The sequence below is a fragment of the Nocardia kruczakiae NBRC 101016 genome, from assembly GCF_001612965.1.
GTDB lineage: Bacteria > Actinomycetota > Actinomycetes > Mycobacteriales > Mycobacteriaceae > Nocardia > Nocardia kruczakiae.
Genome location: NZ_BDBL01000018.1, coordinates 96,449 through 120,971 on the forward strand (window position 1 = coordinate 96,449; position 24,523 = coordinate 120,971).

24 protein-coding genes are annotated in these 24,523 nt (G+C 68.0%); 11 read left to right on the plus strand and 13 right to left on the minus strand.

Annotation, left to right across the window (positions count from 1 at the left end):
- The first annotated feature begins 9 nt into the window (after positions 1-9).
- Positions 10-888, plus strand: coding sequence for an Rv1157c family protein (locus NK1_RS15155; RefSeq protein WP_245660523.1), 879 nt, complete (start codon positions 10-12; stop codon positions 886-888).
- A 199-nt stretch (positions 889-1,087) separates the two neighbouring features.
- The gene (locus NK1_RS15160) at positions 1,088-1,402 is read left to right on the plus strand and encodes a hypothetical protein (RefSeq protein WP_036504900.1); all 315 of its coding nucleotides are present in this window, start codon (positions 1,088-1,090) and stop codon (positions 1,400-1,402) included.
- A gap of 28 nt (positions 1,403-1,430) precedes the next feature.
- Here NK1_RS15160 and NK1_RS15165 read toward each other — a convergent pair whose 3' ends face one another.
- From NK1_RS15165 to NK1_RS15175, 3 genes are all read right to left on the minus strand, one after another.
- Entirely contained in the window at positions 1,431-2,162 is a 732-nt protein-coding gene (locus NK1_RS15165) for a DUF1906 domain-containing protein (RefSeq protein ID WP_063009137.1), read from the minus strand.
- A 215-nt stretch (positions 2,163-2,377) separates the two neighbouring features.
- A complete protein-coding gene (locus tag NK1_RS15170; protein WP_063009216.1) occupies positions 2,378-3,508 on the minus strand; it encodes a hypothetical protein in 1,131 nt (376 codons plus the stop codon).
- Between the two features lie 177 nt (positions 3,509-3,685).
- The gene (locus tag NK1_RS15175) at positions 3,686-4,294 is read right to left on the minus strand and encodes a CHAP domain-containing protein (protein WP_063009139.1); all 609 of its coding nucleotides are present in this window, start codon (positions 4,292-4,294) and stop codon (positions 3,686-3,688) included.
- A gap of 166 nt (positions 4,295-4,460) precedes the next feature.
- Between NK1_RS15175 and NK1_RS15180 the strand changes: the two genes are divergently transcribed.
- Genes NK1_RS15180 through NK1_RS15195 form a run of 4 tightly spaced genes read left to right on the plus strand, consistent with a single transcriptional unit; the run spans position 4,461 to position 8,035 of the window.
- Positions 4,461-5,111, plus strand: a complete 651-nt coding sequence (locus NK1_RS15180) for an ABC transporter permease (RefSeq protein ID WP_084460986.1) — start codon at positions 4,461-4,463, stop codon at positions 5,109-5,111.
- Positions 5,056-6,294 (plus strand): ABC transporter ATP-binding protein, encoded by a 1,239-nt coding sequence (locus tag NK1_RS15185; protein ID WP_084460968.1) that lies wholly within the window; start codon positions 5,056-5,058, stop codon positions 6,292-6,294. The genes NK1_RS15180 and NK1_RS15185 overlap by 56 nt, the downstream gene beginning before the upstream one ends.
- Entirely contained in the window at positions 6,291-7,046 is a 756-nt protein-coding gene (locus tag NK1_RS15190) for an ABC transporter permease (protein ID WP_063009145.1), read from the plus strand. The genes NK1_RS15185 and NK1_RS15190 overlap by 4 nt, the downstream gene beginning before the upstream one ends.
- Positions 7,043-8,035, plus strand: a complete 993-nt coding sequence (locus NK1_RS15195) for a glycine betaine ABC transporter substrate-binding protein (protein WP_063009147.1) — start codon at positions 7,043-7,045, stop codon at positions 8,033-8,035. The genes NK1_RS15190 and NK1_RS15195 overlap by 4 nt, the downstream gene beginning before the upstream one ends.
- Positions 8,036-8,037: 2 nt before the next feature.
- Here NK1_RS15195 and NK1_RS15200 read toward each other — a convergent pair whose 3' ends face one another.
- Positions 8,038-8,601: a hypothetical protein gene (locus tag NK1_RS15200; RefSeq protein WP_063009149.1), complete on the minus strand. Its 564-nt coding sequence runs from the start codon at positions 8,599-8,601 to the stop codon at positions 8,038-8,040.
- Between the two features lie 193 nt (positions 8,602-8,794).
- Positions 8,795-9,460: a GNAT family N-acetyltransferase gene (locus NK1_RS15205; protein WP_063009151.1), complete on the minus strand. Its 666-nt coding sequence runs from the start codon at positions 9,458-9,460 to the stop codon at positions 8,795-8,797.
- A 340-nt stretch (positions 9,461-9,800) separates the two neighbouring features.
- Here NK1_RS15205 and NK1_RS15210 point away from each other — a divergent pair, with 340 nt between their 5' ends.
- Positions 9,801-10,355 (plus strand): HAD domain-containing protein, encoded by a 555-nt coding sequence (locus tag NK1_RS15210; protein ID WP_063009153.1) that lies wholly within the window; start codon positions 9,801-9,803, stop codon positions 10,353-10,355.
- Here the strand turns inward: NK1_RS15210 and hpnE are convergent.
- A complete protein-coding gene (gene hpnE / locus NK1_RS15215) occupies positions 10,352-11,731 on the minus strand; it encodes a hydroxysqualene dehydroxylase HpnE (RefSeq protein ID WP_369689815.1) in 1,380 nt (459 codons plus the stop codon). The genes NK1_RS15210 and hpnE overlap by 4 nt on opposite strands.
- 202 nt (positions 11,732-11,933) lie before the next feature.
- Between hpnE and NK1_RS15220 the strand changes: the two genes are divergently transcribed.
- Complete coding sequence (locus NK1_RS15220) at positions 11,934-12,209, plus strand: YciI family protein (protein ID WP_218023120.1); 276 nt, start codon at positions 11,934-11,936, stop codon at positions 12,207-12,209.
- A 24-nt stretch (positions 12,210-12,233) separates the two neighbouring features.
- On the opposite strand, the gene NK1_RS15225 is transcribed toward NK1_RS15220, so the two are convergent.
- The 3 genes from NK1_RS15225 to NK1_RS15235 form a co-directional block, all read right to left on the minus strand.
- On the minus strand, positions 12,234-13,073 hold the full coding sequence (locus tag NK1_RS15225) for a mycofactocin-coupled SDR family oxidoreductase (RefSeq protein ID WP_063009157.1): 840 nt from the start codon (positions 13,071-13,073) through the stop codon (positions 12,234-12,236).
- Positions 13,074-13,212: 139 nt separating this feature from the next.
- Positions 13,213-13,908 carry an NAD(P)-dependent oxidoreductase gene (locus tag NK1_RS15230; protein WP_063009159.1) on the minus strand — a complete coding sequence of 232 codons (696 nt, stop codon included), beginning with the start codon at positions 13,906-13,908 and terminating at the stop codon, positions 13,213-13,215.
- 153 nt (positions 13,909-14,061) lie between these two features.
- Positions 14,062-14,742 (minus strand): GAP family protein, encoded by a 681-nt coding sequence (locus tag NK1_RS15235; RefSeq protein WP_063009161.1) that lies wholly within the window; start codon positions 14,740-14,742, stop codon positions 14,062-14,064.
- A 176-nt stretch (positions 14,743-14,918) separates the two neighbouring features.
- Between NK1_RS15235 and NK1_RS15240 the strand changes: the two genes are divergently transcribed.
- Positions 14,919-16,580, plus strand: coding sequence for an amidohydrolase (locus NK1_RS15240; RefSeq protein WP_063009163.1), 1,662 nt, complete (start codon positions 14,919-14,921; stop codon positions 16,578-16,580).
- 31 nt (positions 16,581-16,611) lie between these two features.
- Here the strand turns inward: NK1_RS15240 and NK1_RS15245 are convergent, their stop codons facing one another.
- A complete protein-coding gene (locus tag NK1_RS15245) occupies positions 16,612-16,977 on the minus strand; it encodes a DoxX family protein (protein WP_063009165.1) in 366 nt (121 codons plus the stop codon).
- Between the two features lie 149 nt (positions 16,978-17,126).
- Between NK1_RS15245 and NK1_RS15250 the strand changes: the two genes are divergently transcribed.
- Positions 17,127-18,350, plus strand: coding sequence for an oxygenase MpaB family protein (locus NK1_RS15250; RefSeq protein ID WP_063009167.1), 1,224 nt, complete (start codon positions 17,127-17,129; stop codon positions 18,348-18,350).
- Positions 18,351-18,363: 13 nt separating this feature from the next.
- Here the strand turns inward: NK1_RS15250 and NK1_RS15255 are convergent, their stop codons facing one another.
- Positions 18,364-19,590 carry a cytochrome P450 gene (locus NK1_RS15255; RefSeq protein WP_063009169.1) on the minus strand — a complete coding sequence of 409 codons (1,227 nt, stop codon included), beginning with the start codon at positions 19,588-19,590 and terminating at the stop codon, positions 18,364-18,366.
- Between the two features lie 31 nt (positions 19,591-19,621).
- Entirely contained in the window at positions 19,622-20,266 is a 645-nt protein-coding gene (locus NK1_RS15260; RefSeq protein ID WP_063009171.1) for a DUF4097 family beta strand repeat-containing protein, read from the minus strand.
- A gap of 236 nt (positions 20,267-20,502) precedes the next feature.
- On the opposite strand from NK1_RS15260, the gene NK1_RS35735 reads away from it, so the two are divergent.
- Positions 20,503-23,796, plus strand: a complete 3,294-nt coding sequence (locus NK1_RS35735; RefSeq protein WP_501193603.1) for an AfsR/SARP family transcriptional regulator — start codon at positions 20,503-20,505, stop codon at positions 23,794-23,796.
- On the opposite strand, the gene NK1_RS15270 is transcribed toward NK1_RS35735, so the two are convergent.
- Positions 23,780-24,520, minus strand: a complete 741-nt coding sequence (locus NK1_RS15270) for an ABC transporter permease (RefSeq protein WP_063906009.1) — start codon at positions 24,518-24,520, stop codon at positions 23,780-23,782. The genes NK1_RS35735 and NK1_RS15270 overlap by 17 nt on opposite strands.
- Between the last annotated feature and the right edge of the window lie 3 nt (positions 24,521-24,523).

Consider the following 24,523-nt stretch of genomic DNA (forward strand, 5'->3'; position numbering starts at 1 on the left):
GCAACACCAGTGCTTCGCACCAGAGGAACGCGGTTCGCATTGTCCGTGCTGGCCCTGACAGCCGGCGCGACACTCGCCGCGTCGACGATCGCGGTTGCCGAACCGGCACCCAAGCCCCAGGCCGCCGATGTTCCGCTGGTCCCGGAGGGCGTTCCGGTCGATGCGATCGCGTCGCTGGCTCCGGCCATCGTCGGCGCCGCCGCCCAGGCGGGCAACATCGCCTCGCCGGGCGCTCAGACCATCCTCGATCAGGCGATCCAGCTGCTCGATCGGGCCGGTCTGCCGCCGCAGGTCAAGCAGACGCTGGAGGCCATCGTCGCCTTCCTCGACGGCAGCGGTGGCGGCGGCCCGGACATCCCGAAGAACGGTCCGGCCATCGCGCAGTTCCTGTACCCGACCATCGGTAAGGACTGCATCGGCCCCGGTTCCGACTCGGTCGGCACCGCGCTCGCGGTTCCGGGCCCGGCCGAACTGCCCCCGCCCGGGCCGGCTGCCGGTCAGGCCGGCTTCGTCTTCACCGCGCTGGGCACCAAAGGCCTGACGCCGCAGCAGAATCCGCCGATGACCGTCCAGTGGTACAACCTGGACAACCACCGCGGTGGCACCGTGGCGCTGACCGACGAGGCGCATATCAACCCGGACGGTCCGGCCACCCTGTCGGCCATCGTGGACACCGGCCCGGGCCGGGTGATCTCCGTGGTCGCGGGTTCGCTGACCACCCAGCCGGCTGCCGACCAGGCGCCGATCACCTGCTCGTTCCTGCCCACGCTGGGTCTGTTCACGGTCGCCTCGGGTCCCGCCCAGGCCGCGGCTCCGGTGAACCCGGCCGGCACGGTGCCCGCCGCGCACGTGGTGCAGCAGCCCGCCGCGGTACGCCCACAGCACTGAATTTCAGGCGCCCGACGGCCCGGAGATGTCGCTGAGACGACACTCCGGGCCGTTTGCCGTCAATGCGCCATGGGATGCCGCGGACTGTGGTAGACCGCTAGGTATGTCGACTGTCGCTCAGCTCGAACGGTCTGCACCCACCACCTCGGACACCGGCGCGGCGCGCCGCGTCCGGCGCGGTAAAGCTGGGCATTCGGTGATGTCGCGACGGTCCTACCGATCGGTGTTGTCCACCCGATCGCATCGCTCGATCCTGTCGTTCCGGTCCGAACGGTCGATCCTCTCGATCGGCTCGGCCTACTCCGTCCTCTCGATCGGCAGCGTCGGATCGGTGCTGTCGGTCGGTTCCGTCGGCTCGTTCTTCAGCCTCGGCTCGGCGTTCTCGGGCCTGTCGCGATGGTCGCTGCTGTCGTGGATGGGCGTGCGCGACGCACCCGAGGCGCGGCCGACGCTGACGGTCGTCGCGGACGAACCCGATCTCGTCGCCGACCCCACCTGCCACTGCCAGACGTAGGTAACTGCGGATTCACCACTGCACAGCTTCACCACTGCCCGTACTGTGCGGTGAGGATGTTGTTCACATCCACCCCCACGCCGTCGACCGTGCGATCGTCGATTTCGATCTGGTGCAGGTTCGCCGCCGGATGCACGAAACCCTTCGGCGTGCCCCAATTGTGTTGCCAGTACCAGGAACCGAGGCCGGCGACCTTGGCCAGTTCGATGGTCGGCGCGTTGGCGTAGACGCCGACATTCTCGTTGCCGAGCACCGATTGCCAGCCCGCGAGGTAGGGCGCGATGAGGGTCGCGAAATCGACCGGCGTCGGATTGTCGTCGATGGAGGCGTAGATCGGCACCCCGTCCGGCCCACCCGCCTCGCGGTGCAGTTGCAGTCCGCGGTCGGCGTGGCGCTTGCCGGCCTCGAGCCCGCCCTTCCAATCCGCGGTGGCGCCCTTGCCGAATTGGTAGCACGACACCACGGTGAGCCCGGCCGCGTGCAACGCGTCGACCTCGCTCGCGCGCAACGGCTTTCCGGTCATCCACTCCGCGCCCGGGCGCCGGTCGGAGACATAGCGAATCGCACCCGTATGCCCGGCGGCGCGGATGGCCGCCGCGTCGGGCACGCCACCGGCATAGTCGAGCAGGGTGCCGAGGACGTTGTCGGCGGCGGCGGGCGGCGCGAGAACAGCGGGCGTGAGCGCGGCCAGACCGGCGGCGGTCGCGGCGGCACCGGCATATCCGAAGAGGGTGCGGCGGGTCATCGGAACGGAACGCATCGAAAACTCCTTCGCGCTGCAGCGATATAGAGATCTCACCAGATGCCGGCCACCCCGCGGGCCGGTGGAAATGCAAGCGTGTCCGGCGCGCCTTCCCCGACGACAACAATGCTGTCATCCACGCGCCGGAAGCCTCGAACGTGGACTCATTTCACCACATGCACATATGAACCGCTAGGCCAATCCGGTCACATCAACACCATGAGTAACAGGTGTCAGGAGGTGGCCGCGTCGATGCGGCCGGCGACGTCGATGGTGCGGCCCCGGGGGTCGGCCAGTTCCGCGCGAATGACCTGCGCGACCTGCGTGGCGATCTGGCGACGGATCTTGCCGACCGAGCCCAGCACCTTCGCCCGCCATCCTTCGGCCTGCAGTTCGACGGCGACATCGGCGCTGCGCGGCGGCGTCACATCGATCACGATGAGCAGCGGTTCGGCGGCCCGCGCGACCAGCAGCAACCCGACCTCCACCTCCGCGCGATAGCGATTCGCCTTGAGCACGTCGACGGTGATGTCGAGCCCGACCGGAATGGTCAGATCGAACGACACCGGATCGTCGCCCTCCCGCCGAGTCAGCCGCGGCATCCGCACGGCCCCCTGCACCTCGACCGTCGCCGCGTCACCGGGCCCGGTGCGCAGCGGACCCACCTCGACCGCGCGGCCGGCCAAACCTTCCACCACGTCGCGCACCCGATCCGGGGTGACGATCAGCGGGAAGAAACGTCGGCCGAACTCCGCGTACTCGATCCATTCGAAGTCCGTGCGCAGCACATGCTCCGAACGGGTGCCGTTCATGATCGCCTCGATATCGAACACCCGCCCGCGCCGGGCCGCCGGATCGGCGAGCATGGCGTTGAGCCGGGTCGCGACCTCACGCTGGACCAGGGTCGCGATCGGATCGAGCAGGACGTCGACGGCGGCGCCGACCGCCTCCGCCCGGACGGCGAAACTCACATCGCGCGCACGCACCCGCGGGATGTCGATGACGATCAGCAGCGGTGCGGCGGTCCGCGCGTGCAGGGTGAGATCGATCTCGACGGTGGCCTCGATCCGGAACTGCTGCCCACCGAGGGTGACCGTGAGATGCATCGACACCGGCACCCGGACCTCGAAGGTGACGTGCGGTTCGCTGCGGGCGATCACCGGCTTGCCGACCTTGCCCTCCGCCACCAGGCCGGCCAGTCCCGCCGGGCCGATCGAGAACGGCCCGATACTCATTCCCCGTCCGGCCATCCCGGACACCGCGGCCTCGATCCTGTCCCGGTTGACCGCGTGGACGACGAAACGTTCGCCGAATTCGGAGTAGTCCAACCATTCGGCCTCGTCGTGCGCGCCCGGCTCTGCCATCTGCTCCCACTCCTCCACCGATCACCTACACACGCATATCCCCGGCCTACCGATGAGGGGCCGGCAGGACAGGGACAGCAACGGCGGCGCTACCGGGCGCCACCTGGTACATCGTAGGTCCGGTGTCGCGACACCACCCCCACCGATCGAGATCGCCCGCCACTGGACGAAAACGTTTCACATATGGCCGAACCCGACGATACCGGCAATCCCCGCCGGGTCGTAACGGTGAATGCGCACCGAGCCACGCTCGTTACCGCCGATCGTGGTCAGGGTGTGCTCACCGGCGGCCAGCACGATATTCGTGTGCTGCCCGAATGGACTGCCGGGGGCATAGATCACGACATCGCCCGGGCGCGGCGAATATCCGGAACCCACCGCCGAAAATCGGCCGTTCGCTTCGAAATACTCCTGCAGGGTCGCCACACCGGGAATCCGCCACGACCCGGAATTCGGATTGGACAGCGGCTGCCCGGCCTGACGCATGGTCCAGCTGACGAAATCGGCACACCATGGCTCATCCACGCCCTGTGCGTATTTGGGCCCGTCCCCGGGATGCGAGTATTCCGTGCGCAGCACCGTGACGATGCGACTCCGATTCGAATCCAGCGCGGTCACATCGACATCCGGGAAATCCTCCAGTCGCTGCCCGGCGATGGCGGTCGTGCGATCGTGCCACCAGGGCAGAGCCACCACGACACCCGCTGCCAGCACGCCGATCACCACCAGCGCCGACAACACTGCCCAGCGCGTGCGCCCCCATCCCCGGGCCTGCGTGGTGCTCATGAATTCCTCCGTCCCCGACCGGAAATCGGCCTCCTGAGATGTAGGACGCGCGAGGGTCCGCCATGGTTCCGCCGATGCGCACCCGCCGGTTCCGCTCGTTGCCTGCGCCCGCGCCGCGGGATCGATAGACTGCACGGACGCCGCCGAGCTCTGGGAGGACATCGCCCTGGATACTCTGTGGACCTTTCTGGTGGACCATCGCAGACAACTGCTCACCGATTCCTATCTGCACGTCTCGGCCGTCGTGCAGTCCGTGCTGATCGCGACCGCGGTGGCGGTGTGCCTGGGCATCGTCGTGTATCGCAGCCCGTGGGGTTCGGCGGCGGCCACCGCGGCGGCGAGCATCATCCTCACCGTGCCGTCGTTCGCGCTGCTGGGGCTGCTCATCCCCGTGCTGGGCCTGGGCGTGCGGCCGACGGTCACCGCGCTGGTGCTGTACGCGCTGCTGCCGATTCTGCGCAACACCATCATCGGGCTGGCGTCGGTGGATCCGGCCGTCTCCGATGCCGCGCGCGGGGTCGGTATGAACCGCGTCCGCATCCTGGCCCGGATCGAAATGCCGCTGGCCTGGCCGGCGATTCTGGCCGGAATGCGGATCAGTACCCAGATGAGTATGGGCATTCTGGCGATGGCGGCCTATGCGAAGGGTCCGGGGCTGGGCAATCTGATCTTCACCGGCCTGGCCCGGCTGGGCAGTCCGACCGCCGTCCCGCAGGCCCTGACCGGCACGGTACTGATCATCGTGCTGGCGTTGCTACTCGATGCCGTCCTCGTGGGCGTCGGCCGGCTCACCACCTCGAGGGGAATCCGTGACTGATACCGCGACAGCCGAGCGCACCGACCCCGAGCCCGCGGAGATCGTGCTCGACGCGGTGACCAAACACTATCCGGGCCAACGTGATCCGGCGGTGGACCGGATTTCGCTGACGATTCCGGCGGGTGAGATCGTGGTGTTCGTCGGCCCCTCGGGCTGTGGTAAGACGACCACGATGCGGATGATCAACCGCCTGATCGAACCGACCTCGGGCACCATCACCATCGCCGGACGGGACGTGACCGCGGTGAACCCGGACCGGCTGCGGAGGCAGATCGGTTATTCGATTCAGCAGGCGGGTCTGTTCCCGCATATGACGGTGGCCCGCAACATCGCCACGGTGCCGGGTCTGCTCGGCTGGGACCGCGCCCGGGTGCGCGCCCGCGTCGACGAGATGCTGAATCTCGTGGGCCTCGACCCGGAGACCTTTCGCGGCCGGTATCCGCGCCAGCTCTCCGGCGGCCAGCAGCAGCGAGTCGGTGTCGCCCGCGCGCTGGCGGCCGATCCGCCCGTGCTGCTGATGGACGAGCCGTTCGGCGCGGTCGACCCCATCACCCGCGGGCTGCTGCAGGACGAACTGCTGCGGCTGCAGACCGAACTGCACAAGACGATCGTGTTCGTCACCCACGATTTCAACGAAGCCGTCAAGCTCGGGGATCGAATCGCGGTGCTCGGCAACAGTTCCCGCGTCCTCCAGTACGACACCCCGGCCGCGATCCTCGCCGGCCCCGCCGACGAGACGGTGGCCGGTTTCGTCGGCGCCGACGCCGCCCTCAAACAGCTGACGCTGGTCCGGGTCGCCGATGTGGAACTGGGCAGCTGCGCCACGGCCGCGCAGGACGATCCCGTCGATACGCTGCGTGCGGCGCTGGCCACGCAGGAGTGGAAGTGGGGTCTGATCCTCGACTCCGATCGCCGGCCGCTGCGCTGGGTATCCGAACATCAACTGGCGCAGGCACACTCGTTACACGACGCCGGCGTCCCGGTGACCGGCACGGTGACGGCGGATTCGACGCTGCAGGCGGCGCTCGAGACGCTGCTCGCCGAAAGTACCGCCAACGCCGTGGTGACCGGGCCGCGGGGTGAATACGCCGGGCTGGTCGCAATCGACACCCTGGTCGCACACCTGTCCCGCACCCGCGCCGAACATCGTTCGGCCACAGCCGATTCGGGTGACCGGCAGTGAGCCCCGCCGGCCGCCACGAGCGGCGCGCCGACCGGATCCGGTTGCTCATCCAGCCGGTGCTGGCCGTGGCCCTGGCGGCCGGAGTGCTGGTGTGGGCCTTCGACCGCACCCTCACCGCGACGCAGCAGGCCAGTATCAATCCCACCACCATCGGCACCGTGGTCCGCCAGCACGTGGCGATCACCGCGACCGTGGTGCTGATCGTCGTCGCGGTCTCGGTTCCGTTGGGCACCTTGCTGACTCGGCCGCGCTACCGGCGTCTCACTCCGCTGTTCGTCGGCGTCGCCAATATCGGTGCGGCGGCACCGGCGATCGGCCTGATCGTGCTTACCTATCTGTGGACCGAGAAGACCGGCTTCTGGGTGGGGGTCGCGCCGATCGCGTTCTATGCGCTACTCCCCGTGCTGCGCAATACGATTCTGGGATATCAGCAGGTCGATCCCGCTCTCGTCGATGCCGGCCGAGGGCAGGGCATGTCGGCGATGACGGTGCTGCGCCGCATCGAGTTCCCGCTCGCGGTGCCCTACATCCTGGCCGGGCTGCGCACCTCCCTGGTGCTGGCGGTCGGAACCGCCACGCTGTCGTTTCTGGTCAGCGCCGGTGGTCTGGGGATTCTGATCGACACCGGCTACAAACTGCGCGACAACGTCACCCTCTGGGTGGGAGCGATTCTCGCGGTGGCGCTCGCGCTGCTCGTCGACTGGCTGGGTGCGCTGGCCGAACAATTTCTCGGACCGAGGGGGCTGCGATGACGCGGCGGCCGGGCGGCGCGACACGACGCGCGGTCACCGCGGCGGCGATGCTGCTGGTCGCCGTGGTCGCCGGCTGCGGTCTCGAGGCCGGCGGCGCCGTTCCACTACCGGTCGGGCCGGGCAGTATCGAGCCGATTCCCGCCCTCGACGGGGTGCAGATCACCGTGGGCTCCAAGGATTTCACCGAACAGAACATCCTCGGTTACCTCATCGAATTCGCGCTCACCGCCGCCGGAGCTCAGGTCCGTGATCTCACCAATATCACCGGATCGAACAGCCTGCGCGATGCTCAATTGCACGGACAGGTCGATATCGCCTACGACTACACCGGAACCGGATGGATCAACTATCTGGGGAACGAGACACCGATTCCCGACTCCACGCGGCAATTCGAGGCCGTGCGCGACGCGGATCTCGCACAACACGGCATGGTCTGGGCCGATCCGGCCCCGATGAACAACACCTACACGATGGTCACCGATGCGAGCAGCGCCGCCCGCACCGGCGCGAAGACGATTTCCGACTATGCCCGTCTGGTGAATACCGACCCGAGTACGGGTCCGACCTGTCTCGGTACCGAATTCAGCGTCCGCCAGGACGGATTTCCGGGCCTGGCCCGCAAATACGGTATCGACCTCGGCAAGGTACACAAGCAGATCATGCAGGATTCGCTGGTGTATTCGGCCACCGCGAACGGCACCTGCCAATTCGGCGATGTCACCGCGACCGACGGCCGCACCAAGGCGCTGAATCTGGTGCAGCTCACCGACGATCTGAACTTCTTTCCCAAATACAATGCGGCACTGGTGATGCGAAAGTCCTTCGCCGACGCGCATCCGCAGGTGGCGCAGGTCATGGCTCCGATTTCCGCACTGCTCACCAACGAGACGATCACCGAGTTGAACCGGAAGGTCGACGTCGACGGCGCCGAGCCGGCCACCGTCGCGCGCGATTGGCTGATCCGGCAGGGGTTCGTGACCGCCGGCTGAGATCAGGCGAGCGCCGTCCGCACCGCGAGCCAGCGACCGCCCGGATCGGCATACCCGTGATACATCAGCGGAATACGTTGGTCCACACCGAAATAGCGGAAGACGGCCAGCATCGCCTGCCGCACCGAGTAGTCGGCGAAGTCGTCGATGCGGCGCGGGCCGATCGCACGTTCGGGCAGCGCGGCCAGCCTGGTCATCTCCTCCGGATCGCAGACGTCGAGGCCCATCGGCCCGTCGGCGATGTAGTGATCATGAAAGATGTGACGCAGCTGCGACGCATCGGCATGCCGAGAGACGCAGGGCAGCAACCGAATTGCCGCGCCCGGCAGCGTCGGCGCTTCCAGCGCGGCCGTCAGCTCGGGATCCGGTGCCGGCGCGTCACGAACCGGCACCTGCTCGAGCAGATGCAGCATGGACGCACCTCGGACCCGCGGCTCGGGCACCAGGAACAGACTCACCATCGGCCCGGTGTGGGTGGCATCGGTCAGGCATATCCGCGTATGGGATCGATCGGGCGAACGCGGCGCGGCGGACGTGGACTGGGGCGTGGTGATCGGGTCGGACATGCGGTCTCCTGGAGGGGAAGGGCGATCAACCCTCCCGCGAACGCGCTGGTACGAGGTCCGAAGCTGCGCCGGCCGCCGAGTTACCCGACTCGGACCGATCTCCTCGACGTCCGACCGTTGTGCCATGAATTATAGGAGCCGGGGACACGACGCGACATCCGGAATTCGCTATCCGGTTGCTTCGGGGGTGCCATCACGCGTTCAGCAGCCGCGGGAGTCCGCCGAGCTCGGTGTCGATGCGGCGGCGCACCGCCGGCCATTCCTCGTCCAGGATGGAATAGAACGCGGTGCTGCGCACGGTACCGTCCAAGCCGCGCGAATGTGCCCGGCGGACGCCGTCGCTGGTCGCGCCCAGGCGTTCGATCGCCGTGCGCGAGCGCACATTTCGCACATCGACGCGCAGCGCGATCCGGCGCACCCGCCACACGTCGAAGGCGTGCTCGAGCAGCAACAATTTCGACTCCAGATTGATACCGGCCCCGCGCGCCTGTGAGCAGAGCCAGGTATTGCCGATCTCGGCGGCGTCGGGCACCGCGAGCAGCGGATCTCCGGTCGGCATACCGTGCACGACCGGCCACACCATCGGGCCCTGCCAGTAGTCGAAGCGGCAGAAGCGCGTCGAGCCCAGAACCCGGTTGTCGGCCGTGGCGACGACCGCGAAGGCCAGTGCCGAACCGACCGCGTGCGCCGCCCCGGCCTGGGCGACATAGTCCGCCGCCTCGTCTCGGCCGTGCGGTACGGGGGTGAACGCGAACGCATCGCGATCCGCGGCGCCCGCCTCGGCGAGCCCCGGAACATGGTGCGGTGCCAAAGGTTCCAGCCGCACGAGGCGGCCGGTCAGGATGACGGGTGCAGGCACGTTCCCTCGATCTTTCGGGACGGACTCCGGTAACGCCCGACGATCGTCACACCGGCCTACAACGCTCCGGATCGACGACCAGTCCTGGCGCGCCGGCAGCAGCATCGGACAGTGAGATGAACGATAACCGAACGTGTGCCGTCGTCAATGCAGGTGCGCCGTAAATTTACCGGCATTGCTCGCGTGTCGCTCGGCGCGTCGTAGACGGCCCGCCGGGGCGGTTCTCGGGTCTGTTTCGGTGCGTTCGCCCCGGTTATCGGGTCGACACGAAACCGTTGCCGGAGTGCCGGACTGCTCCGGATGTGGCGTCGTAGCCTGGTAGGAGCGAACGGGGGGCGTCATGACCGAAACATCACGCGCGGCGATCCTGCTCGATGTCGACGGACCCCTCAATCCCTACCCCCGGCCCACGCACCCGCACCCGCCCGGCTATCGGCCTTATGTGTTGCAGCACAGCATCATTCCCGCGATTCCACCCATCGATCAGCGGGTGCTGCTCGATGCCGCGGTCGGCTCGCGACTGCTGGAACTGGCCGAGATCACCGATGCCGAACTCGTGTGGGCGACGGCGTGGGAGTACGAGGCGAATACGGTCCTCGGTCCCGTCCTCGGACTGCCGCCGCTGGAGGTGATCATCTTCGAGGACACCGGAATTCGGCATCGCGAGGGCCACCATGGAAAGCTTCCGACCATCGACCGCTGGGCCGGACGCCGGCCGCTGTGCTGGTTCGACGACGAATTCCAGCCCGCCGACCAGGGCTGGGCCGAACGCCGCACCGACACCGTCGCACCCACCCTGCTCGTCCCGGTCGACCGCCACACCGGCCTGACCCCCGACCACCTCGAGGTCGCCAGGGCGTTCCTGGAGCCGCTTCGCGGGCCGCGAACTCGCTAGAGCGGCGGCAGTCGCAGCAGCGCCGCCACCGCCTTCGAAGCGCTCTGAACAGCGCTTTCCATCGTGGCCGACCAGTCGGTGCGGGTCCAGTCCCCCGCCAGCATCAGGGTCGGCACCGAGGTGCGCTGATCCGGCCGCAACCCTTCGGTGCCCAGGGCCTGGGAGAAGGTCGCCTTCGGCATCTTGACCACATGACCGTGCACCACCCGCGCATCGGCCGCCTCGGGGTAGTAGCGGCGCAGCAGCGCCATCTGCTCGTCGAGGATGTCGTCGCTGCTCTTGTGGATCTGCTCGTAGGCGCCGCTGGTGGTCAGGCAGTACAGCCAGGTGCCGTTCGGTTCGCGGCCGTGCATGCGCTGCCGGTCGAACACTTCGTCGATCACCCCGGTCCCGCCGATGATCGCCTCCATCGCACTGCGGGTGCCGAGCGGTCGGTCCAGATACAGATTGGTGCTGACGATCGGGGTGGCGCCCAATTTGTCTGCGGCGGCGTAGATCTCGGCGTGTTCGGGCAGATCGTCGAGCAGGCCGTGGATCCGGGAATTGGGTACGGCGCAGATCACGGCATCGGCCGGGACCGTGCTGCCGTCCACCAGATCGACACCGGTCACCGCCCCGTCCTCGATCCGGATCCGGTCCGCCACCGCGCGATAGCGGACCTCGACGCCGTGGCGGCGGAACACCTCCTCGGCACCGGTGATGTAGAGCGTATCGAGGTCGACGGTCGGATAGCCGATGGTGACCGCGCGCCGATCCCGCACGCCGAGCCGGATGCCGGTGGCCAGCACATCGGCGAAAACCTTCGCGCATTCGCGCTGGACCGGCTCGGCGGCGATGCCCAGCGCGAGCCAATCCCACAGCGCCTCACGGGCTTTCGCGGGCATACCGATGCGCTCGAACCACTGCTCGGTGGTGATGTCGGCCAGATCCGCGGGCTGGAACAGACACTGCAGACCCAGCCGCATCGTCGCCCGCGCCGCGGCCAGTCGCTCCCCCAGCCCGGCATCCGGATGGGCGCCCAGCAGTGTGCCGAACGCCCGGATACCTCTGGTGTGCAACGCCGTTGCGCGTCCGCCCGGCCAGCGCAGCGTGCCGCCGGTGGGGAATTCCAGATATTTCTCGGTGCCGACGCTCGCGAGGTACCGGAAGAGGTGGTGGTATCCGCTGGCGATCACATGCTGGCCGTTGTCGGGCGTATCGCCGACCTCGGCGACCGTCATCGCCTGGGTGCGACCACCGAGCCGGGCGCGGCGTTCCAGCAGTGTCACCCGCTTCCCGGCCTCGGCCAGCCAGACGGCCGAGGCGAGCCCGGCCAGACCACCACCGATCACCACGAACCGACGAGCGTCGTCCATCCGAACCTCCGTGCGCGACAGCGGGTTTCGACCCACGGCGACCTCGAACCGAAGGCCGGGCCGCACGGAGCCGGTTCCGATCACTGTAGGCAGGACACCACCCACGGTCAACGGTGAGCGAAAAGGCGTCGCATTCTCTCACCCCCGCTGGGAGCTCCGCCGAACACCGGCGCGGGAGAATGGTCGCCTCAACTCGACAAGATCCGGAGTCGCAATGCAATTCATGGTTCTCTCTCGTCGCCGCACCGAGACGTTCGCCGATGCGGACTTCGAGGAGGTACTTCCGGCCGAAACCGACCATGTCCGCAAGCTCTACCTCGACGGCGTCGTCCGCCAGATCTGGCTGCGCGGCGATACCGCCGGCGCCTGCTTCACCATCGAGGCGGCCGATGCCGAACAGGCGAACGCCATCGTCGCACAACTGCCCATGGCCGCGGCCGGAGTCTCCGAATTCACCGTGATCCCGCTGAGCCCCTACCGCGGTTTCGGCGGGGCCTAGCGGAGTTCACGGCGGATCGGACGGCTACTTGAGCATGCTGCCCGCGTCGACGGTCACCGGCAGGCCGGTGATGTAGCGCGATTCGTCCGAGGCCAGGAACAGCACCGCGTTGCTGATATCCACCGGCTCGACCCAGCCGACCGGCAGCACGTGCATGAACTTGGCCACCGGCTCGAAATCCTCGACGCCCGGATTCTCCAGATCCGGGCGGAACATCTTCATCGTGCCCTCGTTCATGAACATCGGGGTGTTGACGTTGGTCGGGTGGACGGAATTGACCCGGATCGAATTCGCGCCCAGTTCTACCGCGAAGGTCCGCATCAGGCCGACCACGCCGTGCTTGGCGGCGACGTAATGCCCGGTGTTGGGATAGGCCTTGAGTCCGCCGACCGAGCTGGTCAGGATGATCGAGCCACCGTTGCCGCCGGAAAGCAGATGCGGCACACCGGCTTTCACGGTCTTCCAGACCCCTTCCAGGTTGATGCCGATCATCGTGTTCCAGTCCTGCTCACTGGTTTCGGCCAGGGTGGCACCCCCGTTGCCGATACCGGCGTTCGCCACGATGATGTCGAGCCGGCCCAGCTGCTCGACCCCGTTGTCCACGGCGGCCTTCAACGCGTCGAAATCGCGGACGTCGACCTCGGCGGTCACGATGCGGCGCCCGAGACCCTTGACCAGCTCCACCGTCTCCGCCAGATCGGCCGGGGTCGAGGACGGAATCAGATCGGTGCCGCTCACCGGTTTGCAGACGTCGACGGCGATGATGTCGGCGCCCTCCTCCGCGAGTCGCACCGCATGACTTCGCCCCTGGCCGCGTGCCGCACCAGTGATGAAGGCGACCTTGCCCTCTACCCGCCCAGCCATAACGCACCTCGTTCATTGCCACTCGAGCACACCGATGCCCGATGTCGGATTGCCGACCACCCGCACCGAGCGATCGCTCACTTGCTAATGGGATTCTCCAACATCGAGAATGAAATTTCCATAGCTGACCCGAGGCGGTTCAGTGGCCGGCACTCGCCTGCTGCCGGATCCACCGCAGCAGGGTGGGATTGCCGGAATCGGTGGTGATCACCCCGACCGCGGCGCGGACGAAGCACCCCTCGGTGACGGCCAGCATGCTCGCGGCCAGATCGCTACGGGCGGTGAATATCCCGTCGGCGTGCCCTTCGACCATCGTGTAATCGGTGACGTCGGGACGGTCGTAGAGTCCGCTCGGGCGCATCACGGTCCAGTCCCGATCACTGTCGCGCAGCAGCGCTTCCATCCGCCGCATATCGTCGTACAGCGTCTTGCCCGCCACTCGTGTCACATACGGCACGAGCAGCCGGTTGAAGAAGAAGCCACCCTCGCTGTAGGGGCGCGGATCGACCCCGGCCGAACTCACCACCACGACCCGGCTCACGCCGTGGCGCCGCATCGCCGTCACGATGTTCGACACACCGTCGGAATAGGTGGTGATCGGTTCCTTGCTCGGCGGCACACCGAGCGCGGACAACACCGCGTCGCGCCCCTTCACCGCGGTGTCGACCGCCCCCGGATCGAGGACATCGGCGCCGATCACCTCGAGCCGATCATGGCGCAGCGGGAATTCGCCCGGCCGCCGCGTCACCGCTGCGACCTGATGCCCGGCGGCCAGAGCCTGAGCGGTGAGCCGGCGACCCGTGGGGCCGTTTGCCCCGAAGATGGTGATACGCATGGTCTTTCCTTCGGACAGAGGAGGACCGGCGGCGAGACGAGCCGCCGCAGTGGCCGAACCCTCATTGCGTGGACGCACACAAGACGCCCGTCGAGCCCGTCGCATAACACACCCGCGGCGGTGATCTGCATCACCAGCCGCAGTCAGGCCGAGTTATCCGGACGTCAGGGCTTCGATGGCGCGGCCGATCAGCATCGTTCCCACGAGGAACAGCAGCACCATCATCACCGTTCGATCGTTGGCGACCAACCAGGTCTTGGTGGCAGCCAGGGGCTGGTCGAGCCGGTCGCCCGCGACCAGGTAGGCGGCGACCGGCGCGATGCACGAGGCCAGCGCGATCACGAGGAAGATCGCACCGGCGCCCAGCGCTCTCGGCGCGGAAAGCCGTGCCTCCGCGATATCGAGCCCGCCCATGACGGCGGGCACGAGCGTGCTGACATCGACGATCACGAACGCCACGCCGAGTCCGAAGGCGCCCACCGGAGTCACGCGGTCGACTCGGTCCCACAGTTTCCGCGGCTTCTGCTCGCCGCGTGTGCGCTGGTACCCGAACCACACCGCGACACCGAGCAGTCCGATCCCGCCGCAGAGCCGGATGATCGAGGTCGCGGTGGAGGCGTGATGGGGGTGCAGATGCTCGGCGGCGGACGCGCCGATCAGCAGCGCCACCGCGGCGACGAGCACCGCGAATCCGCAGATCCGCCCGAGCAGATATCCGCTGCTCTTCGCTCGCGCCTGCCCCGACACCAGCATCAGCACCGCGACGATCAGCGGCAGCGGACTCACCGCGATCGCGGCGGCCAATGGCAGGGTCCTGCCGATCACGGTGCCCATCCGCCGTTCCTTCCGCCCGCCCGAGCGAATATTTGCCGATAACTCGCTGCCACATGGTCACAGGTTCGGAACTCCAACCGTTTCCGGCCATCTACCTGGGACTATAAGCCATAATCGAGACGCTCAGCTCCAATTGCCAGAGATTTCCCAGTCGATATTTCGGATAGGGAGGCGCGATGTCGGCCGCCGATCTCGTAGTCCTGGGCACCACGGTCACCGTCGACGAGCACCGACCGCGCGCGGAGGGTGTGGCGGTCGTCGGCGGCCGGATCGCCGCTGTCGGCAGCCGGGAGGAATTGCGGTCGTGGATCGCGGACGCGACCGAGGTGGTGGACATCGGCGACGGGTGCCTGCTGCCCGGATTCGTGGAGGCCCACGGGCATCCACTGATGGAAGCGATCGTGCTCTCGGACCGGATGGTCGATATCCGGCCGGTCACCATGACCGATGCCGGCAGCGTCGTCGACGCGATCGTGCGGGAGGTCGCGGACCGCGGACCCGAGGGCGCCTACCTGGTGGGATGGGATCCGTTGCTGCAGCACGGTCTTCCGGAGCCGACCCTGGCCTGGCTGGACGCCATCGCGCCCGCCCACCCACTGGTCGTCCTGCACAATTCCGGACACCTCGCCTACTTCAATTCCGCTGCGGCGCGACAGGCCGGCATCGACCACACGACACCGGACCCGAAAGGCGCCGCCTTCGGCCACGATGCCGAGGGCGCACTGAACGGCCGCGCCTACGAGACGGGTGCGGTATTTCCACTGGTGGCCGGGGCCATCGCCAATCCGGCCGCCTACCCCGCGATGCTGCGCGCCGAATGTGCGCGGCTGAACCGCGCGGGACTGACGACGTGTTCGGAAATGGCATTCAGTCCACGATTCCGACCGGTGCTCGAGGGGATGCGCGCCGCCGACGCGCTGACCGTCCGGTTCCGGACCTACGAGATCTCCAACCCGGAGATGACCACCACGGTGACGCCCGGTACCGGCGACGACATGCTGCGACAGGTCGGCATCAAGATCTGGGTCGACGGCTCACCGTGGGTCGGCAATATCGCGCTGTCGTTTCCTTATCTCGACACCGATGCGACCCGCACCATCGGTGTCACGCCCGGCTCGTGCGGGCACGCCAACTACACCGCCGACCAGCTGCGCGAGATCGTGCACGCGTATTTCCCCCACGGCTGGCCGATGGCCTGCCACGCGATGGGTGACGTCGCGATCGACATGATCCTCGACATCTACGCCGACGTCCTTAACCGGTACCCGCGCCCGGATCACCGGCTGCGCCTGGAACATTGCAGCGCCATCCGGCCCGACCAGCTCCGCCGCGCCGCCGAACTCGGCGTGACGTGCAGCTTCTTCGTCGATCAAATTCATTACTGGGGCGATGTTCTCGTGGACGGCCTGTTCGGACCCGAACACGGTTCGCTCTGGATGCCGGCCGGCAGCGCCGTGGCGGCCGGACTGCGGATCTCGTTGCACAACGACCCTCCGGTCACTCCGGAAGAACCGTTGCGCAACATCAGCGTCGCGGTGACGCGGACGGCGCCGAGCGGCCGCGTTCTGGCGCCGCAGGAGCGATTGACCGTCGAGCAGGCGATCCGGGCGCAGACGATAGACGCTGCGTGGCAACTGTTCTCGGACGACGTCGTCGGATCGCTCGAAGTCGGGAAGTACGCGGATATGGTCGTGCTGTCCGACGATCCCTGGGCGGTCACACCCGAAGACATCGCAGTCTTGGAGGTTCGGGCGACCTATCTCGCGGGACGACTCGTGCACGGGGTGGCGGCGCCGCAGTCGCCGCCGTCCGTGAGCGACCGCGTGCCCCGAAACTGATCGGCGCGGCCCGAATTCGCGAGCGCATCGCTCACAACCACACGGTGGACAACCACGCGGCAACGACGGCCGACACCAGCAGGACGATATTCAGGCCGATCAGCTTCACCTCGCGGCGACGCAGATGCAGCACGAGCGCACCGACCTGCACGAGCGCCAATCCGACGGCGGCCAGGAGCGCGAGAACCACGGCGATGCCGGTCAGCGGCGGCAGGATCAGCCCGGCCGCGCCGAGCACCTCGCTCACACCGATGCCGCGCACCAGCCCCAGTGGCACGGTATCGATCCACCCCATCATCGGCCGAAGCTGATCCTTCGACCGCAGAATCTTGATTCCGCCCGAGTAGAGGTAGAACACCGCCAGCAGTGCCCCGACGATCCAGTACGCGATTTCCACCGCAGCCTCCCAAGTTACGAACAGTAAGCAGCAGCATCATCCGCCGGAATCGTGCAGCAGCGCAGCTGAGCCCTACTTCTGGCAGGGGACCTTGCCAAAATAGAATTTCTGGTAGAGGATCTTGCCAGATCTTCGATGAGGAGGACCCCGTGACGCCTACCGTTCCGCTCCGGCACCCCAGCTCACCGCGCGCGGTTCCGGGACCCGGCCTCGGCACCCTCGCCCGGATGCTCGGGCTCGGCACACCGGGTCCGGAGGAATTTCGCGAACTGGGCGAGGCGCTGACCGTTGGCGACCGGCCGATGGACGAACTCGTCGAGTGGATGTATCGCGAGGGGATGGCCACCACCCGGCCGCTGTTCGAACGCGCCCTGCGCGACGGCATCGCCGCGGTACCGGAAGCCCCCGGGCCGCTGCGCGCATTCTTCGAATACGTCGAAGCGGTGCCGGAGTGGGTCGATCGGCGAAAGATCCGCCATGCCGAGCGCGTCTCCTGTCTCGGTGGTCGCGACGGGATCTACGTCGCCCGCGACATGTCGTTCCTCGGCGGATATCTGGCCTCCGGTTTCAACAAGACCCTGCTGCGCACCGGCGCCCTGGAGAAGGGCCCGGCCAAACGATTCGCCGAGACCACGCAGTGGGCGATGGATGTCACCGCGCCGGGCGGAATGGCGTTGCGGGGCAGTGGCTTTCGCTCGACCGTGCACGTCCGGTTGATCCATTCGCTGGTGCGCCGGCACGTGGCCGCGATGCCGGACTGGCGAGCCGAGGAGTGGGGACTGCCGATCAATCAGACCGATATGGCCGCCACACTGGTCGGCGCGCTGATCGCTCCGATGATCGGCGCCATCGGCATGGGAGTCGTGATCACGCCCCGCGACGCGGATGCCATGGCCCATCTCGCCCGCTACGTCGGCTGGGTGATGGGTGTCGAGGAACGCTTCCTGCCCACCGACTTTCGCGACAGCGTCCGCATTCTCTACCACACGATGACCGCCATCACGAACCCCGACGACACCTCCCGCCAGCTCGCGATCCCGATGCGCGACGAACCGCTCGGCTGGCACTACGACCATCTGCAGGGGCTGCGTCGGCGGATCGCCCGATCCCAGCATCTGTCGATCGCGATGATGTATCTGGGCCCGTCCGCGATGAAACGACTCGGACTGCCCAGTCGCACCCTGCCCTGGTATCCCGTGCTGCGCATACCGGTCAACCTCGCGCGGTCGGCGCGGGCCCGGCTGATTCCCGGACAGTTCGAGCGCGTCGTAGCCGAAGGCCGGGCCGCGCAACTGTCGTTCATCCGCACCCTCGCCGGCCCCGACGCCGCGGTGATCGGCGGGTCGGCCGAGCACATCACCCCGGCCGCCTGAACCGCTCCCCCGACTACTCCGCGACATCCGTCCACGTGACCGGAAGTGCGTGCACCCCATAGATATTCATATCGGTCCGCAACGGCACCGCATCGGCCGGGACGGCCAGGGCCAGGGTCGGGAAGCGGCGTAGCAGGCCGGCGAATCCGGCGCGCATCTCGATCCGCGCCAGTTGCTGACCGAGGCACAGGTGCATGCCGTGACCGAAGGACAGGTGGCCGCGGGCCGTACGGTGCACATCGAGGGTGTCGGGGTCGTCGAACCGGCGCGGGTCGCGGTTGGCGGCCAGCAGCGAGACGACGACGGTCGAACCCTTGCCGATGGTTTCGCCGCCGAGCTCGATGTCCTCGGTGGCGTAGCGGTAGAAGATGTCGGCGACCGAGAGGTAGCGCATGAGTTCTTCGACCGCATCGGGAATCAGAGCCGGATCGGCACGCAGTTCGGCCGCCTGTTCCGGATGCTCGAGCAGCGCGAAGGTGCCGAGCCCCAGCATGTTCGCGGTGGTCTCGTGTCCCGCCAGCAGGAGCAGGAAGGCGATGCCGGTCAGTTCCTCGACGGTGAGATCGTCGTGGCGGGCCAGGTCGGAGAGGATGTCCTCACCCGGTTCGGCGCGCTTGCGGACGACCAGTTCGCCCAGATAGGACGTCAGCGCGCCGTAGGCCGCCATCTTCTCCTCCAGCGCCTGGTCCTTGACGAGGAACTTCGCCGAGTTGACCTGGAAGGTCTCGCGATCCTCGTAGGGAACGCCGAGCAGTTCGCAGATCACCAGCGAGGGCACCGGCAGTGCGAATTCGGCGACCAGGTCGACCGGCGGGGTCAGCCGCGCCATCGCCTCCAGTTGCCGCTCGACGATGTCCACGATGTGATCCTCGAGCTGCTTCATCCGCCGGACGGTGAAGGCGCCGACGAGTTTGCGCCGCAACCGGGTGTGGTCGGGCGCGTCCATCGCGATGAACACGCCGGGGATCTGCGGCGACGGCTCGGTGGCCACGGGCATGCTCGGAATCTCGTAGGGCACATGCAGCACGCCGATGTCCTGACGTGAGCTGAACCGGGAGTCGGCCAGGAGGCTGCGCACCTCGTCGTAGCCGGTGACCAGCCAGCCCTCGTGGCCGTCGGGAAAGATCATCGGACCGACGGGGTGGGCATCGCGCAGCCGGGTGATCTCGCGGGGCGGATCGAAGGGCCCCGCATCGCGTTCCATGGGCAGGCCGTGCGGGACGGAAACCGTTCGGGTCATGGTGTTTTCCTCTCGAAGGAGTCGAAGGGAGTCAGGCGGCGGACGCGTGCCGGATGATGACGTTGCCGAACGCGTTGCGGGCGTACACCCGCACGGTGTGCTCGTCGTCCTGGGCACCGTCGACCGGTCCCAGCTGGTTGTGCACGGCGCCGCGCGCGACGGTGGTCTCCAGCCGCGCGGCGCTGCCCGGGCGGATGCCGACCTCGAGCTCGCCCGTCGAGGTCTCCAGCCGAAGCACACCGCGCGCGGCCTCCGCGATCCGGATATTGCCCTGGGCGGTCTTCGCGGTCACCGAACCGAGCGGGCGTTCGACGACGATGTCACCGGCCGACACCTCCAGCACGCATTCGCCGAGTTCGCCGGCGCCGAGGATTCGGCCCACACCGGCGGTGCCCTGGAAACGGGAGCCGGTCGGCACCTCGATGGTCACCTCGATCGACGGGTTGCCGCCGAAGGGGCTGTAGGTGCGCCAGTCCTTCGGCGTCGTCACGGTCAGGGTGCCGTCGGTGAAGTCGACCCGCGTCTGCTCGGCGGCGCGCACATCGGCCTTCTTGGCCGCGTCGGCGGGGCGGACCGCGACGACGCTGTCGGTGCGGTCGGAGGCGGTGACGGTGACGGTGCCGGACAACACCTCGACGGCGACGGCGATCGGTTCCGGGGTCTGGAAAGCAGGCATGGCGTTCTCCTGGGTTCTGCTGGGAATCGGGCGGCGGGATCGGGTGATCCGGCCGATGAGAACTACTGTCGCCGCGGGCGCTGATATCGGGCTGATGCCGGGCTGACATCTGCGCTGACATGGTGTTTCCGCTGGTGGGACGGGCGATCCCACACCGGTCGGTCCGCCACGGCAGAATGTTGCGGGTGCGAATCGGGATGCTTGGAACGCTCGACATCCGAGCAGATGACGGTGATGTGATCGAGGTACCGGGCGCCCGGTTGCGGGCGCTGCTGATCGCCCTCGCACTCGAACCCGGCCGCGCGGTCCCCAGAACGACCCTGGTCGACTGGATCTGGGGTGAACAACCGCCCGCTGACGCGGCGAATGCGTTGCAGGCGTTGGTTTCCCGGCTGCGGCGGGTACTGCCGGACGGAACGCTCGACGGGCAGGCGGGCGGCTACCGGCTGGCCGTGGATCCCGCCCAGGTCGACGCGTTGCGGTTCGAACGGCTCCTCGATCAGGCTCGTGGCGGCGACGTCGTCCGGCAGACGCACCTGCTGCGTGAGGCGCTGAGCCTGTGGCGCGGGGCGCCGATGCAGGACATCGATGTGCGCGACAGCGAGGCGGTCGCGGCGGTGGTCACTCGCTTCGAGGGGTTGCATCTGGCCGCGCTGGAGGATCTCTACGAAGCGGAGATCCGCCTCGGCCGCGGAGCGGAGCTGGTCGCCGAACTCACCGAACTGGTCGCCCGGCATCCGGTCCGGGAACGACTGATCGCCGCCTTGATGCGGGCCCTGGCGGCGGCGGGCCGCGGCGCCGAGGCACTGCTCGTCTACCAACGGGCCCGCGAAGCACTCGCCGACACCCTGGGCGTGGATCCCTCGCCGGAACTGTCCGACCTGCACGTGGCCCTGCTGCGCGGCGAGGCGGGACCGCGAGACAACGAACGCAAGACCAACCTGCGGGCCGAATTGACCAGGTACGTGGGCAAATACACCGATATCGCCGCGGTGCGCGAACTCCTCGCGAACCATCGGCTCACCACCTTGACCGGGCCGGGCGGCTCGGGGAAGACCAGGCTGGCGCTGGAAACCGCACGCACCCTGCTCGACGATCTGCCGGACGGGGCGTGGCTGGTGGAGCTGGCGGCCGTCGGCGCCGACGGTGACGTCGCGCAATCGGCCCTCGCCGCGTTCGGGCTGCGGGACGCACTGCTCGGCGGCACACCGGACGCCGAACCGGTGGACCGGCTCGTGGCGGCGATCCGCGACCGCGAGACGCTGCTGATCCTGGACAACTGCGAGCACGTGATCGACTCCGCGGCGGCCTTCGCCCACCGAGTGCTCGGCGAATGCCGGGGCCTGCGAATCCTCGCCACGAGCCGGGAACCGCTCGGCATCACGGGCGAGGCGCTGTGGCAGGTGGCGCCGCTGGCGTTGCCCGCCGCGGACGCGAGCCCGGCCGAGATCGAATCCTCCCCCGCCGTGCAATTGCTGCGCGACCGGGCCGGCGCGGTCCGTGCCGATCTCGAGACGACCGAACCCGCCACTCTGTCGACCCTCGCGCGGGTCTGCCGTGCGCTCGACGGCATACCGCTGGCGATCGAACTGGCCGCGGCACGGTTGCGCACCATGTCTCTCGACCAGCTCGCCGACCGCCTCGACGATCGGTTCCGGCTGCTCACGGGCGGCAGCCGCACCGCCATCGCGCAGCATCGGACGCTGCGGGCGGTGGTGGATTGGAGCTGGGAACTGCTCTCCGATGCGGAGCGGACGGTGTTGCGCAGGCTGGCGGTCTTCGCCGGCGGAGCGAGCCTCGAGGCGGCGGAGCGGATCTGCGCCGGCGCATCCGACGCGGCGGGAGACGTCGAGCAGTGGGAGGTGCTCGAACTGCTGACGGCGTTGACCGAGAAGTCGCTGCTGCTCACCTCGCCGGACACCGAACCGCGCTACCGGATGCTCGAGACGATCAGGCGGTACGCCTACGATCGCCTGGTCGAGGCCGGCGAATCGGAACATGTACGCCGGCAACACCTCTCGTACTTCACGACGCTCGCCGAGACCGCGGAGCCGCACCTGCGCCGCGCCGAGCAGCTGGAGTGGCTCGCGAAGCTCGAGGCCGAACACGACAACATCGCGGTCGCGCTGCGCGGCGCGCTCGCCGACGACGACGCGGCGGGAGCGTTGCGGCTCGCGGCGGCCGCCGGCTGGTACTGGTGGCTCGGCGGGCACAAAGCCGAAGGTATGGAACTGATCACCGCCGCGGCACGAATCGGCGGGCACGGAGGCGGCAGCGAAGCGTCACCACGCAGCGCCCTCGCGAGTGCCGCCGACAACCCAGCACGAATCGGCGGGCACGGAGGCGGCAGCGACGCGTCACCACGCAGTGCCCTCGCGAGTGCCGCCGACAACCCAGCACGAATCGGCGGGCATGAAGGCGGCAGCGAGAGTGCTTGCACCGCGGGCGATTCGGGTGACGACGAATTCCGGGCCAGGGTCTACGGCTTGATCGTGCATTTCATGAGTTCCGGGCCGAACGACGAGCACCAGGTGGCGGAATGGGTCCACAAGGCCTACCAGCTGGGCCGAAACAGCGAATCCGGCTATCCGCTATTGGCTTTCATCGGCGCTCTGCAACGCATGTTGCGCGGCGGGGACGAATTCCTGACCGCGTTCGAACCACTGCTCACCCACGACGATCCCTGGGTGCGGGCGCTGTCTCGGCTGCAGGTGGGCAAGGCGCGCATCGCCCTCGGCTTCCCCGGCCGGGAAGCCGACGACCACCTCGAGGCGGCACTGGCGGAATTCCGGGCGCTCGGCGAGCGCTGGGGTATGTCGTTCGCGCTGACCGAGCTGGCCAACAGGATCGCCATGCGCGGCGAATTCGCCACGGCCTGTGCGTATCTGGACGAGGCGATCGCGGTGGTCACCGAGGTCGGCGCCATCGAGGACGTTTTCCTGATCCGGGCGCGCCAGGCTCAACTGTATTGGCTGCAGGGCGATGTGGAGGCGAGTGCCGACGCCATGTCCGAGGCGCAGCTCTACGCGGACCGGTCCGCCTGGCCGAACGCACTGGCCGAATTCGCCTTCACGAAGGCGGAGCTGGCGCGGTGGCAGGGCGATACGGAACAGGCCCGCCGGCAGATCGAGATCGCGGCTTCCATGCAGGGCGGCGACGCCGGCCAGAGCTACGTCGACGCCTTGCGTAACCACCAGATGGGCTGCCTCACAACCGATCTGGATGTCGCCCGCACACTGCACACCGCGGCGTTGCGCGCCGCGACCGGCGCCGGCTACGCACCTCTCACCGCCCTGATATTGGTGGGGATCGCGGATCTGGCGTCGCGGGCCGGACAGGACGAACAGGCGGTCCGGTTGCTGGCGGCCAGTGCCGCGATCCGCGGCCTGGTCGACCGGTCCCAGCCGGATGTGGCGCGGATCGAGCAGACAGCACGACGTCGCCTCGGTGACCAGCGGTTCACCGAGGCGACGAAGGAAGGCACGGAGGGAGAGTGGGAGGAATTGGTGGCGACTACGCTCGCTTGGTGAACGTGGCACGCGACCAGAGGAATCCGAGCACGGCGAAGCCGGCGCACCAGGCCAGCGCGGCGGCCGTATAACCGCCGGACGGGTGGCCTTCGAGAAATCCGCGCAGCGATTCGATGATCGGCGTGAACGGCTGGTACTGCGCGAACTGCCGGATACCCTGGCCCATTTTGTCGGCCGGCACGATCGCACTGCTCACGAAGGGCAGCATGATCAGCGGCACCACGCTCATACCGGCGGATTCCGGGGTCTTCGCGGCCATTCCGAGCGCGACGGTGAGCCAGGATGCCGCGAACGAGGTCGCGACCATGATGCCGATGGCGGCGAGCCAGTCGGTCGCACTCGCCGGCGGTCGGAAACCCAGCGCGAAGGCCACGCCGATGACGGCCGCGATGGCGACCAGGTTGGTCAGCATGGTCGCCGCCACGTGACCGATCAGGATGGCGCTGCGGGAGACGTCCATGACCTTGAATCGGTTGATGATGCCCTTCGCCATATCGGAGCTCACCGACACCGCGGTGCCGGACAGGCCGTAGCTGATGGCCAGCAGGATCAAACCCGGTGTGGCGTAGTCGATGTAGTGGCCGCCGACATCGAAGGCGTTGCCGAAGACGTAGACGAAGATCAGCATCATCACGACCGGCATCAGTGCCGCGTTGAAGATGGTGACGGGGGTGCGGGTGATGTGGGTGAAGTTGCGGCCCAACATCATCGACGCATCGGACAGGGG

What these genes read in the sequence shown, in the direction of transcription:
- NK1_RS15220 (WP_218023120.1), top strand. Translation starts at nt 11,934, where the DNA reads ATGGTTCTCTCTCGTCGCCGCACCGAGACGTTCGCCGATGCGGACTTC.
- NK1_RS15185 (WP_084460968.1), top strand. Translation starts at nt 5,056, where the DNA reads ATGCCGTCCTCGTGGGCGTCGGCCGGCTCACCACCTCGAGGGGAATCC.
- NK1_RS15195 (WP_063009147.1), top strand. Translation starts at nt 7,043, where the DNA reads ATGACGCGGCGGCCGGGCGGCGCGACACGACGCGCGGTCACCGCGGCG.
- NK1_RS15260 (WP_063009171.1), bottom strand. Translation starts at nt 20,266, where the DNA reads ATGCCTGCTTTCCAGACCCCGGAACCGATCGCCGTCGCCGTCGAGGTG.
- NK1_RS15240 (WP_063009163.1), top strand. Translation starts at nt 14,919, where the DNA reads ATGTCGGCCGCCGATCTCGTAGTCCTGGGCACCACGGTCACCGTCGAC.
- NK1_RS15230 (WP_063009159.1), bottom strand. Translation starts at nt 13,908, where the DNA reads ATGCGTATCACCATCTTCGGGGCAAACGGCCCCACGGGTCGCCGGCTC.
- NK1_RS15160 (WP_036504900.1), top strand. Translation starts at nt 1,088, where the DNA reads ATGTCGCGACGGTCCTACCGATCGGTGTTGTCCACCCGATCGCATCGC.
- NK1_RS15170 (WP_063009216.1), bottom strand. Translation starts at nt 3,508, where the DNA reads ATGGCAGAGCCGGGCGCGCACGACGAGGCCGAATGGTTGGACTACTCC.
- NK1_RS15175 (WP_063009139.1), bottom strand. Translation starts at nt 4,294, where the DNA reads ATGAGCACCACGCAGGCCCGGGGATGGGGGCGCACGCGCTGGGCAGTG.
- NK1_RS15255 (WP_063009169.1), bottom strand. Translation starts at nt 19,590, where the DNA reads ATGACCCGAACGGTTTCCGTCCCGCACGGCCTGCCCATGGAACGCGAT.
- NK1_RS15165 (WP_063009137.1), bottom strand. Translation starts at nt 2,162, where the DNA reads ATGCGTTCCGTTCCGATGACCCGCCGCACCCTCTTCGGATATGCCGGT.
- NK1_RS15210 (WP_063009153.1), top strand. Translation starts at nt 9,801, where the DNA reads ATGACCGAAACATCACGCGCGGCGATCCTGCTCGATGTCGACGGACCC.
- NK1_RS15225 (WP_063009157.1), bottom strand. Translation starts at nt 13,073, where the DNA reads ATGGCTGGGCGGGTAGAGGGCAAGGTCGCCTTCATCACTGGTGCGGCA.
- NK1_RS15200 (WP_063009149.1), bottom strand. Translation starts at nt 8,601, where the DNA reads ATGTCCGACCCGATCACCACGCCCCAGTCCACGTCCGCCGCGCCGCGT.
- NK1_RS15235 (WP_063009161.1), bottom strand. Translation starts at nt 14,742, where the DNA reads ATGGGCACCGTGATCGGCAGGACCCTGCCATTGGCCGCCGCGATCGCG.